Annotated in this window: 13 protein-coding genes; 6 read left to right on the top strand and 7 right to left on the bottom strand. The window is 71.2% G+C overall.

The window, feature by feature from the left end; translation table 11 throughout:
- The first annotated feature begins 77 nt into the window (after nucleotides 1-77).
- A complete protein-coding gene (locus tag AB8998_RS23495) occupies nucleotides 78-878 on the top strand; it encodes a ParA family protein (RefSeq protein WP_369741725.1) in 801 nt (266 codons plus the stop codon).
- Between the two features lie 13 nt (nucleotides 879-891).
- On the opposite strand, the gene AB8998_RS23490 is transcribed toward AB8998_RS23495, so the two are convergent.
- Both AB8998_RS23490 and AB8998_RS23485 read right to left on the bottom strand, forming a co-directional pair.
- The gene (locus tag AB8998_RS23490; protein ID WP_369740049.1) at nucleotides 892-2,106 is read right to left on the bottom strand and encodes an Rv3212 family protein; all 1,215 of its coding nucleotides are present in this window, start codon (nucleotides 2,104-2,106) and stop codon (nucleotides 892-894) included.
- A gap of 16 nt (nucleotides 2,107-2,122) precedes the next feature.
- Entirely contained in the window at nucleotides 2,123-3,658 is a 1,536-nt protein-coding gene (locus tag AB8998_RS23485; RefSeq protein ID WP_369740048.1) for a DEAD/DEAH box helicase, read from the bottom strand.
- Nucleotides 3,659-3,925: 267 nt separating this feature from the next.
- Here AB8998_RS23485 and AB8998_RS23480 point away from each other — a divergent pair, with 267 nt between their 5' ends.
- Complete coding sequence (locus AB8998_RS23480; protein WP_369740047.1) at nucleotides 3,926-4,630, top strand: ferritin-like fold-containing protein; 705 nt, start codon at nucleotides 3,926-3,928, stop codon at nucleotides 4,628-4,630.
- Between the two features lie 9 nt (nucleotides 4,631-4,639).
- On the opposite strand, the gene AB8998_RS23475 is transcribed toward AB8998_RS23480, so the two are convergent.
- Nucleotides 4,640-5,368, bottom strand: coding sequence for an MmpS family transport accessory protein (locus AB8998_RS23475; RefSeq protein ID WP_369740046.1), 729 nt, complete (start codon nucleotides 5,366-5,368; stop codon nucleotides 4,640-4,642).
- A 201-nt stretch (nucleotides 5,369-5,569) separates the two neighbouring features.
- Here AB8998_RS23475 and AB8998_RS23470 point away from each other — a divergent pair, with 201 nt between their 5' ends.
- Nucleotides 5,570-5,845 (top strand): DUF3107 domain-containing protein, encoded by a 276-nt coding sequence (locus tag AB8998_RS23470; protein ID WP_369740045.1) that lies wholly within the window; start codon nucleotides 5,570-5,572, stop codon nucleotides 5,843-5,845.
- Here the strand turns inward: AB8998_RS23470 and AB8998_RS23465 are convergent.
- Nucleotides 5,832-6,515: an HTH-type transcriptional activator FasR gene (locus tag AB8998_RS23465; protein ID WP_369740044.1), complete on the bottom strand. Its 684-nt coding sequence runs from the start codon at nucleotides 6,513-6,515 to the stop codon at nucleotides 5,832-5,834. The genes AB8998_RS23470 and AB8998_RS23465 overlap by 14 nt on opposite strands.
- Nucleotides 6,516-6,709: 194 nt before the next feature.
- On the opposite strand from AB8998_RS23465, the gene AB8998_RS23460 reads away from it, so the two are divergent.
- From AB8998_RS23460 to AB8998_RS23450, 3 genes are all read left to right on the top strand, one after another.
- Entirely contained in the window at nucleotides 6,710-7,744 is a 1,035-nt protein-coding gene (locus tag AB8998_RS23460) for a DUF3152 domain-containing protein (protein ID WP_369740043.1), read from the top strand.
- A 74-nt stretch (nucleotides 7,745-7,818) separates the two neighbouring features.
- Nucleotides 7,819-8,985, top strand: a complete 1,167-nt coding sequence (gene moeZ, locus AB8998_RS23455) for an adenylyltransferase/sulfurtransferase MoeZ (protein ID WP_369740042.1) — start codon at nucleotides 7,819-7,821, stop codon at nucleotides 8,983-8,985.
- A 37-nt stretch (nucleotides 8,986-9,022) separates the two neighbouring features.
- Nucleotides 9,023-9,877 carry a TIGR02569 family protein gene (locus AB8998_RS23450; RefSeq protein ID WP_369740041.1) on the top strand — a complete coding sequence of 285 codons (855 nt, stop codon included), beginning with the start codon at nucleotides 9,023-9,025 and terminating at the stop codon, nucleotides 9,875-9,877.
- Here the strand turns inward: AB8998_RS23450 and AB8998_RS23445 are convergent, their stop codons facing one another.
- From AB8998_RS23445 to AB8998_RS23435, 3 genes are read right to left on the bottom strand one after another with little or no spacing between them, the layout of a single operon-like run.
- A complete protein-coding gene (locus AB8998_RS23445; RefSeq protein WP_369740039.1) occupies nucleotides 9,878-10,186 on the bottom strand; it encodes an MGMT family protein in 309 nt (102 codons plus the stop codon).
- Between the two features lie 2 nt (nucleotides 10,187-10,188).
- A complete protein-coding gene (locus tag AB8998_RS23440; RefSeq protein ID WP_369740037.1) occupies nucleotides 10,189-10,974 on the bottom strand; it encodes an alpha/beta fold hydrolase in 786 nt (261 codons plus the stop codon).
- Between the two features lie 23 nt (nucleotides 10,975-10,997).
- Nucleotides 10,998-11,210 (bottom strand): hypothetical protein, encoded by a 213-nt coding sequence (locus AB8998_RS23435; protein ID WP_369740035.1) that lies wholly within the window; start codon nucleotides 11,208-11,210, stop codon nucleotides 10,998-11,000.
- Nucleotides 11,211-11,305 lie beyond the last annotated feature (95 nt).

Here is an 11,305-nt window from a genome sequence, read left to right as displayed (position 1 = left end):
CCGGCGGACGTGCCAGGATGGCACTGTGACTGCGCGGGGACGATGCAGCGCGAAGTCCATGAGGAGGGGCGGTGCCTGTGGCTAAGACCCGGGTATTGGCGGTGGCCAACCAGAAGGGCGGTGTCGCCAAGACGACTACGGTCGCCTCGCTGGGCGCGGCGATGGCGGATGCGGGGCAGCGGGTCCTGCTGGTGGACCTGGATCCGCAGGGCTGTCTGACCTTCTCGCTGGGCCAGGATCCCGACAAGCTGCCGGTGTCGGTGCACGAGGTGCTGCTCGGCGAGGTCGAGCCGGGCGCCGCGCTGGTGGCCACGATCGAGGGGATGACGCTGCTGCCGGCAAACATCGACCTGGCGGGCGCCGAGGCGATGCTGCTGATGCGCGCCGGACGCGAATACGCCCTCAAACGGGCCCTGGCGAAGCTCTCCGACGAGTTCGACGTAGTCATCCTGGACTGCCCGCCGTCGCTGGGCGTGTTGACGCTCAACGGGCTCACGGCGGCCGACGAGGTCATCGTGCCGCTGCAGTGCGAGACGCTCGCGCACCGCGGCGTCGGGCAGTTCTTGCGCACTGTGGCCGACGTCCAGCAGATCACCAACCCGGACCTGCGCCTGCTGGGCGCGTTGCCGACCCTGTACGACGCCCGCACCACCCACACCCGTGACGTGCTGCTCGACGTCGCCGACCGCTACGACCTGCCGGTGCTGGCCCCGCCGATCCCGCGCACGGTGCGTTTCGCCGAGGCCAGCGCCTCGGGTTCGTCGGTGATGGCCGGGCGCCGGAACAAGGGTGCCGCGGCCTACGCCGAGTTGGCGAAGTCGCTGCTCACGCACTGGAAGAGCGGCAAGGCGCTGCCGACGTTCACGGTCGAGGTCTAGCCCCGGCGGACGGTCAGCCCAGGGCCACCACGGTGTCGCCGCGCTGCTCGAACACCCGCGATCCCGACACCGCCGGCACCACCGCGCCGCTGCCCGGCGACCGCTGCACCGGGATGTAACGCTCGTTGGCGCCGCTGACCGGGTCGTAGACCCCGATCGCGTTGCTGACCGGCACCAGCAGCTTGCCCGCCATCATCGCCGCGGGCCCCAGCGGCGCGGTCGTCTCGCCCGCGGCAATCGTGTAGCGCAGCGTCAGGGTGCTGGCCTCGAACACCATCAGGGCGTCGCCGGTCCACCAGGTCACCAGGTTGCCGGCCTGGGCTGCGACCGCCGAACGCGACGGCGGCTTGGGCAGCAGGGTGCTCGACACCGTGGCGCCCGTCTCGTCGACGACGTCCAGCCTGGGCTGCGGTGACGGCAGGTACACCGCGGTGTTGTTCTCCCACACGGCCACCACGCGCGCCCCCGAATCGGGGCGGATGCCCGGTTCGGACACGACCTGCTGGCGGGGCTCGTCGTCGTCCTTGCCCGGCCGCAGCAGGACGAGCCGCAGGTCGGGCCGGTCCGTGCAGCTCTCGAGCACCGACACCGCGGCCGAGCTGGCCGCCGCCGAGATCAGCCGGCACCCGGAGTGCAGTCCGCGTGCCGACGGCTTCACCCGGGCGTCCGTCTCGCCGTAGGCCAGCACCCGGACCATGTCCGAGCGCCAGAGCTCGAGATGGGTGTCGCCGGCCGACAACATGGTCGTGCCGTCGGAGGACAACCGCACGTGCGGGTCGGCGTAACCGCTGCGGGCGGGTCCGCGCCGACCGGTCGACCCGTCCACGGTGCTGACCTGCCCGCAGCCGCGGTCGTCCCGGTACACCGCGACGGCGTAGCGGTAGATCCAGGACACCCCGCACAGGTCGACGTCGCGGGAATAGCTCCAGCGTGTCTGACCGGTGCCGGGGTCGCGCCCCTCGACACGGCGCCCGGCGCCGGTGACGACCGTGCCGCCGACCACCACCGGCGTCACGGTTTGGGGGCTGGCGGCCGTCCAGAGCTGGTTCAGCGCGGCCGGGACGTCGCGGGCCGGCTTCGGGTTGGGGGCCGGGCCGGCGGCGGGCCTGCTGATGGTGGCGCGGGCGTCGCTGGTCCACCAGATCAGGGACGCGGCGACGGCGACGACGACCGCGATCGCCGCGGCGGCCAGCATGTCGCCCCTGGTACGGCGCTCCGGTCTGACCATGCCGCGGCGCGGGCCTCTAGTCCGAGGTGGTGGCGGAAACGGCGTTGCCGTCGGCGAGCTTGCGGCGCCGGCGGCGGCGCCGCTTCGGCGCGCCGTTGGCCTCGGGCGACCCGGACGGTCCGTCGGTGCCGCCGTCGCTGTCGGGGGCCGGAGCCGACTTGCCCGCGGGGTGCCCGGTGGCGGGCTGGCCGCCGCGGGTGCGCCGCCGACGTGCGCCGGAGCGGGTGCGCGCGGGCTTGCGTTCCGCGGATTCCGAATCGGTGGCGGCCTCGCGGCGCTTGACCGGCGATTTGCGCGGCGTCCCGACCTTGCCGCGCGCCTCGGTGGGAATGCCCAGCTCTTCGTAGAGGTGCGGCGAGTTGGAGTAGGTCTCGGCCGGGTCGGGGGAGTCCAGGCCCAGCGCCTTGTCGATCATCGTCCAGCGGGGCAGCTCGTCCCAGTCCACCAGGGTGACCGCGACGCCGGTCTTGCCGGCGCGGCCGGTGCGGCCGATCCGGTGCACGTAGGCCTGCTCGTCCTCGGGGATCTGGTAGTTGATGACGTGGGTGACGTCGTCGATGTCGATGCCGCGGGCGGCCACGTCGGTCGCGACGAGCACGTCGATGTCGCCGGTGCGGAACGCCTTGAGCGCCTTCTCCCGGGCGATCTGGCCCAGGTCACCGTGCACGGCGCCGACCTTGAAGCCCCGCTCGGCCAGCTCGTCGGCGACCTTCTGCGCGGTGCGCTTGGTGCGGGTGAAGATCATCGTCGCGCCGCGGCCCTCGGCCTGCAGCACCCGGCTGACCAGTTCCACCTTGTCCAGGGCGTGGGCCCGGTAGACGAACTGTTCGGTGGTGTCGTGCGTGGCGGCCGAATGCGGCGCTTCCGCGCGGATGTGGGTGGGCTGGTTCATGAAGGTGCGGGCCAGCGTGATGATCGGGCCCGGCATGGTCGCCGAGAACAGCATCGACTGCCGGTTCGCGGGGATCTGCCGCAGGATGCGCTCGATGTCGGGCAGGAAGCCCAGGTCCAGCATCTCGTCGGCCTCGTCGAGCACCAGACTGGACAGCCCGCCGAGCTGCAGGTGGCCCTGCTGGGCCAGGTCGAGCAGCCGGCCCGGGGTTCCCACCACGACGTCGGCGCCGGCCCGCAGCGCCTCGATCTGCGGCTCGTAGGGCCGCCCGCCGTAGATGGACACCACCGACAGGCGGCGCCCGTCGTCGGCGCTCAGGTACTTGGCGGCCGTGGCCAGGTCCTCGGTGACCTGCATGCACAGCTCCCGGGTGGGCACCACGATCAGGGCGCGCGGCACCCCGGTGAGCGGGGCCTCGGCGGCGCGGGTCGTGATGCGGTGCAGCAGCGGCACGCCGAAGCCGAAGGTCTTGCCCATGCCGGTGCGGGCCTGGCCGATCACGTCGTCACCGGCCATCGCCAGCGGCAGGGTCAGCTCCTGGATGGCGAAGGGATGTTCGATGCCTTCCTCGGCCAGCGCGCGGACGATCTCGTCGCGGACGCCGAGTTCGGCGAATGTTGTTTTCGGGGGCAGTTCGGTTGTGGTTGTCGGTGCGGTCATACGCGGAGGTCGGGCCTTTCGGTGACGTTGTTCGGTGTTGTGTCGGTGTTTCTCTGTCGCGGTCACGCACGCACGAGTTCCGACTCCGAATACGTCGCCGAGGCGCCGGGCCTCACCCGGTTGCGCCGGGCGGGCCAGCTGTGCGCGCACATTTCGCCGATAGCGGCGTTCTGCGTAACGGACGAAGACGGCCGCTATCGAGGTCCATGGTAGCCGCTCGACAGCCGGCGTCCGTTTTCGCCCGAGCCCGCCGACTACAGTGTTGCCATGACTTCGGCCTCCCCAGCCTCGTCGGCCGACCAGGTGGACGATTCGCCGACGCCGCGGGTTCCGGCGGATCACCCCGGCGTCGACGAACTGTTCGCAGTGCTCGCCTACGGTGAGGTCGCCGCGTTCTACCGGCTGACCGATGAGGCGCGGATGGCTCCCGACCTGCGGGGACGCATCTCGATGGCCAGCATGGCCGCCGCCGAGATGGGCCACTACGAACTGCTGCGCGACGCCCTGGAACGCCGGGGTGTCGACGTCGTGGCGGCGATGGCCAAGTACGTCTCCGTGCTGGAGAACTACCACCGGCTCACCATGCCCAGCACCTGGCTGGAGGCGTTGGTCAAGACCTATATCGGCGACGCGCTGGCCGCCGACCTGTACCTCGAGATCGCCGACGGACTGCCCGACGAGGTGGCCGACGTCGTGCGGGCGGCCCTGGCGGAGACCGGGCACTCGCAGTTCGTCGTGGCCGAGGTGCGCACCGCGGTGACCGCGAGCAGCAAGCAGCGCAGCCGGTTGGCGCTGTGGGCGCGCCGGCTGTTCGGCGAGGCGATCACCCAGACGCAGTACGTGCTGGCCGACCACGACGAGCTGGTCGACCTGGTGTTGTCAGGGGCCGGCGGGCTGGGTCAGCTCAACGCGTTCTTCGATCGCCTGCAGCAGACCCACGACCGGCGCATGCACGAGCTCGGGCTGGGCTGAGCGTCCCGCTCAGCGGGTGCACGTCGCCATGATCGAGGTGGTGGTCGACGTCACCACCGGTTGGCCCTCGGCGTTGACGATCGAGCAGTTGAGCCGACCGGAGAGGCTGGTCGCGATCACCGACTCCGTCTGCACTCCCGGATTGAGCACGATCATCTTCGACCACGGCAGGGCCACGTTGAACTCGGTCTGCGGGAAGCCGCGGGCGTCGGTGTAGATGATGTTGACCAGGTCCAGCAGCCCCTTGGTGCCGGTCACGCTGTAGACGACGGTGCGGGGGTTCAGCGCGGCGGACGGCGGGGCCGGCGGGAGGGGCGCCAGCGGGGGCGGTGCCGCGGTGGGTGTCGCCGTCGGCGTGGGGGCCGGCGCCGCCGACGGGGGTTTGGCGGCGGGCGGCACGGTGGTGAACGTCTCCGGCGGCAGCCGGGGCTGCGTCGACTGGCTCGGCGGCATGTTGGCCCGCGGCGGGGCGGGCAGGGAGGTCATCGGCCGGGGTGCGGGCGCCCCCACGGTCGCCTTGGTCGACGCGCTGTCGCCGCTGTTGATGATCACCGCGGTCGCGATGGCGCCGAGGGCCACCACGGCGCCGAGGACCGCGGTGAGCGGACGCCAGCGGCTGTCGCCGGGCCAGACCAGCTGGCCGTAGTTCTCCGCGAGGGTCTCGTGGCTCTCGTCGTCGGGGTAATCCTGGACCTCGTCTTCGTCAAGATCATGAAGGTCGTGCAGAGTGTTACCCATGTTGCCGATGCTATAGATGTGAAGGCAGTGGTCCGGGGGCGCGCGCTGCCGGATGACCAGTTGCAAGCCAATCGTTATTCGGCGTTGTCCACCCTGGTTATCCACCCGGCGTGCGGTGCTCATCCGGGGTGTCCACTAGCCTGCAGGCTGACACGTCAGCGACAGCACGACCTGACGGCACGACCTGAGGAAGGGGCCACGGTGGAGGTCAAGATCGGTATCACGGAAAGTCCGCGCGAGCTGGTCTTCTCCAGTGGGCAGACCCCCGAAGAGGTGGAAGAACTGGTCGCCGCCGCGCTGCGCGAAGGCACCGGCCTGCTCGCCCTGAGCGACGAGAAGGGCCGCCGTTTCCTGATTCACACCGCCAAGATCGCCTACGTCGAGATCGGCGCCGCCGACACCCGGCGCGTCGGCTTCGGGATCGGGGCCGAGGCCGCGGCCGCGCGGGCCGCCGGGAAGGCCGCTAAGAGCGGGTGAGCGGCACGTGGGACAGCCCGCCCCAGGCGAACTGCACGGTGCCGTCGACGGCGTCGGCCTTGGAGATGGGGCGGTCGGAGTCCAGCCAGTACCGGGCGCAGTCCACGCTGATGCCCACGAGTCCCACCGCGATCATCCGGGCGCGGTGGGGGTCGAGCCCGGAGTCGGCGCTGATCAGCGCGAACACCGCATCGGTGCAGGATTCGGTGGCGACGCGCACCTGCGCGGCGACCTCGGGTTCGGTCACGTAGTCGTTCTCGAAGATCAGCCGGTAGCCCTGGCTGTCGTGCTCGATGAAGTCGAAGAACGCCTGCACCGCCGCGTGCAGCCGCTCGCGGTTGTCGGTGGTGGTCCGCAGCGCCTGCTGCACGCCGGAGACGAGCTTGTCGACGTGCCGGTTCAGCACCGCCAGATACAGCTCGAGCTTGCTCGAGAAGTGTTGGTAGAGAACCGGTTTGCTCACCCCGGCCCGCTCCGCGATCTCGTCCATGCCGGCCGCGTGGAAGCCGCGGTCGACGAAGACGTCGCTGGCGACGATCAGCAGCTGGCCCCGCCGCTCGTCACGTGGCAACCGGTTGCCACGGCGGTTCGCGGGCGCCGCGCCGTCCCCCGGCCGAGCGCGGTCACCCGTCTTGACGGCGCGTCGCGCCGCCCTGGTGAGATCGCTCATCGAGTGCCCATCTGATTGGTTTGTAGCCGGCGTGGCAGCGCCGGCCCGGCCGCGCCCGGCCCGTGGCAACAGACATTACTACCTGCGGGGTGCCCGGGACCGTCGTCGTCGTAGGTGCTGGCAGCAGGGGTGTCGCGCCGGGCGTTCGGGCGCGCCGGGAGCACCACCGGTGCCACCTGTGCCATCCTGGGAAAATGACGTCCGATCGGCCCGTACGCAGCACCGACCGGATACCGGTGCTGCGCGACGATTGGCGTGAGCCGCTACGGGCCCTGCGCGACCCGATCGACCGGGGCGCCGGGCGGCCCCGGACCGACCGCGACCGCTCGCGCCGCTGGCGCAAGCAAACCTGGCTGGGAAAGTTCGTGTCCACATACGGCTGGCGCGCCTACGCGCTGCCGGTGCTGGTGGTGCTGACCGCGGTGGTGATCTACCAGACGGTGACCGGCACGGCCGCGCCGAGGCCGGCGGCCAGCCAGTCGGTCCAGGAATCGCCGGCCATCGGCTCGGTGGGCACCGTCATCCTGGACGCACCGCCGCGCGGGCTGGCCGCGTTCGATGCCAACCTGCCGGCCGGCACGCTGCCGGCCGGCGGCCCGTTCACCCAGGCGGGTGACAAGACCTACCGCATCGTGCCGGGCACCACGCCGCAGATCGGCCGCGGCACCGCCAAGGTGTTCCGGTACACCGTCGAGGTGGAAAACGGCCTGGACCCCACGATGTTCGGTGGCGACGACGCGTTCGCGCAGATGGTCGACCAGACGCTGGCCAACCCCAAGGGCTGGACGCACGATCCCAAGTTCGCGTTCATCCGGGTGGACGCAACCAGCGGGGCCAACCCCGACTTCCGGATCTCGCTGGTGTCGCCGGTGACGGTGCGCGAGGGATGTGGTTACGAGTTCCCGCTGGAGACGTCGTGCTACAACCCGGCGTTCGGGCCGGACCGGCAGTCGAGGGTGTTCATCAACGAGGCGCGCTGGGTGCGCGGAGCCGTTCCGTTCGAGGGGGACATCGGTTCGTATCGCCAGTACGTGATCAACCACGAGGTCGGCCACGCCATCGGCTACGAGCGTCACCAGGCGTGCGACCAGCAGGGAGGTCTGGCTCCGGTCATGATGCAGCAGACGTTTTCCACCTCGGACGACGACGCCGCCCAGTTCGACCCCGATTTCGTCAAGGCGGACGGCAAGACCTGCAAGTTCAACCCCTGGCCGTTCCCCATCGCTTAGGTCCTCGCCGACCCGCTGAGTAGCCTCGGGTCATCGGGACCCGTCCGGGGGGACCCCGTCGGAGGAGATGACCGATGTCGACGTCGTTGCCGCCGCTCGTGGAGCCGGCGGCTGAGCTGAGCCGCGAGGAGGTGGCCCGCTACAGCCGCCACCTGGTCATTCCCGACTTCGGCGTGGACGGCCAGAAACGGCTCAAGAACGCGCGCGTCCTGGTGGTCGGCGCCGGCGGCCTCGGGTCGCCGACGTTGCTGTACCTGGCCGCGGCGGGTGTCGGCACGATCGGCATCGTCGACTTCGACGTCGTCGACGAGTCCAACCTGCAGCGTCAGATCATCCACGGGGTCGCCGACGTCGGACGGCCCAAGGCGCGCTCGGCGCGCGACTCCATCGCCGCGATCAACCCCCTGGTGCAGGTTCGGCTGCACGAGTTCCGGCTCGAGGCCGACAACGCCGTCGAACTGTTCGCGCAGTACGACCTGATCGTCGACGGCACCGACAACTTCGCCACCCGCTACCTGGTCAACGACGCGGCGGTGCTGGCCGGCAAGCCTTACGTGTGGGGATCGATCTACCGGTTCCAGGGCCAGGTCTCGGTGTTCTGGGACGACGCCCCGGGCGGGCGCGGCCTGAACTATCGCGACCTGTACCCCGAGCCGCCGCCACCCGGGCTGGCGCCGTCGTGCGCCGAGGGCGGCGTGCTGGGCATCCTGTGCTCCTCCGTCGCCTCGGTGATGGGGACCGAGGCGATCAAGCTGATCACCGGGATCGGCGAACCGCTGCTCGGCCGGCTGATGATCTACGACGCGCTGGAGATGACCTACCGCACGATCGCGGTCCGCAAGGACCCGTCGGTTCCCAAGATCACCGAACTGGTCGACTACGGGCAGTTCTGCGGGGTGGAACCCGAGGAGGCCGCCGGTTCCTCGATCACCCCCCGGGAACTGCGCGAGCTGCTGGACTCGGGCGCCGCCCTCGCCCTTATCGACGTGCGCGAGCCCGCGGAGTGGGAGATCGTGCACATCGACGGGGCCCGGCTGATCCCGCAGTCCGCGATCGACTCCGGTGCGGGCCTGGCGATGCTGCCCCCGGACCGCAGGCCGGTGCTGTACTGCAAGACGGGGGTGCGCTCGGCGCAGGCGCTGGCCGCGCTGAAGCGGGCGGGATTCGCCGATGCGGTGCACCTGCAGGGTGGGATCGTGGCGTGGGCGCAGCAGATGCAGCCCGACATGGTGTTGTACTGACCCGGTAGCCGCAAACTGCTCCATTAGGCTGACCGGTGTGAGCGTCGAACCACCGCCCGACCATGTGCTGTCGGCTTTCGGTTTGACCGGTGTGAAGCCCGCGGCCCTGGGGGCCGGCTGGGAAGGCGGCTGGCGGTGCGGCGAGGTCGTGTTGTCGATCGTTGTCGACCATGCCCGCGCCGCATGGTCGGCGCGGGTGCGCGAGACGCTGTTCGTCGACGGCGTGCGGCTGGCCCGGCCGGTGCGTTCGACCGACGGACGGTACGTGGTCTCGGGCTGGCGGGCGGACACGTTCGTCGCCGGCACACCCGAGCCCCGGCACGACGAGGTGGTGTCGACGGCGGTGCGCCTGCACGAGGCCACCAGCAAACTGGAACGGCCCCGTTTCCTGACGCAGGGCCCCACGACTCCCTTTGCCGAGGTCGACGTCTTCATCGCCGCCGACCGCGCGGCGTGGGAGGAGCGGCCGCTGGCCTCGGTCCCGCCGGGCGCGCGGACCTCGCCGACGACGGCGGACGGCCAGCGCTCGATCGAGCTGATCAACCAGCTCGCCACCCTGCGCCGGCCGACCCGAAGCCCCAACCAGCTGGTGCACGGGGATCTCTACGGGACGGTGCTCTTCGTGGGCACGGCGGCGCCGGGGATCACCGACATCACGCCCTACTGGCGGCCCGCGTCGTGGGCCGCGGGCGTGGTCGTCGTCGACGCCCTGTCCTGGGGAGACGCGGACGACGGGCTCATCGAACGCTGGAACGCGCTGCCGGAGTGGCCGCAGATGTTGTTGCGCGCGTTGATGTTCCGGCTCGCGGTCCATGCGCTGCACCCGCGCTCGACCGCCGATGCCTTTCCGGGTCTGGCCCGCACCGCGGCGCTGGTCCGGCTGGTGCTCTAGCTAAACCCCGGGCGGGAACCCGTGACGCACCCCGCGCAGCGCGACCCTGCCGTCGACCGCGAGCACCCCTTCGGCGCGCAACAGTTCCAGCTGGCGGATGCTCAGGTGCCGCGCCGGGCGCCCGGAGGCGGTGATCACCCGGTGCCAGGGCAGGTCGGAGGAGTCGGTCCGCATGATCCAGCCGACGATGCGCGGGCTGGACAGCCCGGCCACGGCGGCGATGTCGCCATAGGTGACGACCCGGCCGCGGGGGATGGCCGCGACCAGGGACCGCACCCGTTCGACCTGCCCGTCGGTGACCGGTGCCACGGTCAGCGACCGCTCAGCAGCGCGCGGGCCAGCGCCGCGACCTCGGCGGGCCTGGCGTAGGGCACCATGTGGTTGCAGTCGAAGTCCAGCAGCCGGAAGTCGGGTCCGAGCCGGTTGCGCAGCCCCGCGACGAGCCGCTCGCCGACGTAGGGCGGCGCGGTCTGCTCGGCCCGCACCACCGTCGTCGCCGTTCCCGGCGGCGGTAGCACGGCCTCGCGTGCGAGTTCGCTCCAGTACGACATCATCGCCGGCAGGCTGATCCGCCAGCCGTATCGGCCGTTCGGCAGCTCGATCAGGTGCTCGTCGATCTCGGCGTCGAGCAGCGCGGGGTCCACGTCTACCCACACGCCCGTCGCCTTCTCCCCGCGAGCCTCCGCGGGGTCGGCGTAGTCGGGGGAGGCCAGCATCGCGTCGGCGATCTCGGCCATCCAGCCGCCGTCCAGCCCGACCGCCGGATCGAGCAGCAGCAGCGCGGCCACCCGGTCCGGCCGGGCCGCGGCCAGGTGCATCGCCAGGGCGCCGCCGAACGAGTGGCCGACAACCAGCACCGGCGCGTCGGCCTGATCGTCGAGCAGCGCCCCTAACGCGGCGACGTTGGCGTCGATGCTCCACGGCGCCGCCCACGACGACCTGCCGTGTCCGATCACATCGGGTGCGGCGACGGCGACCTCGGGCAGGTAACCGGCCAGATGCTGCCAGCGCTGCCCGTGGCCGGTCAGCCCGTGGATCGCCAGCATCCGCACCGGGCCCGACGGACCGTAGCGGTGCACGTGAAGGTCTGCGCTCACCCGTCGATCGTGCCAGGTGCGGCTTACCCGATGTCGTCCCAGTCGTCGTCGGCGGGGACGATGAAGGCCTGGTCGAGCACGTCGGCGTCGTTGGCGTCGCGGTCCGTGGCGTCGGCGCTCAGATACGCGGTGTCCAGGCCCGCCTCGTCGTCGGCGTCGACCAGCTGGCGCTGCTCCTGTGCGTCTGCTTCGGGAACCTCGTCGTCGGGAACGAGGCCCTCGACGTCGTCCACCATCGGATACCTCCTCACCTCGCGTCGGACTGCCTCGGTCGAGTTTATTGGTCGGCCGGGGCCGGCGAAATCTGCGCTGCGAAAGCTTGTCGGACCCT

Origin of the sequence: Mycobacterium sp. HUMS_12744610 (assembly GCF_041206865.1) — a bacterium.
Lineage (GTDB): Bacteria > Actinomycetota > Actinomycetes > Mycobacteriales > Mycobacteriaceae > Mycobacterium > Mycobacterium servetii.
Note: the sequence above shows the minus strand (reverse complement) of the source record. Positions and strands in the feature narration are given on the sequence as shown.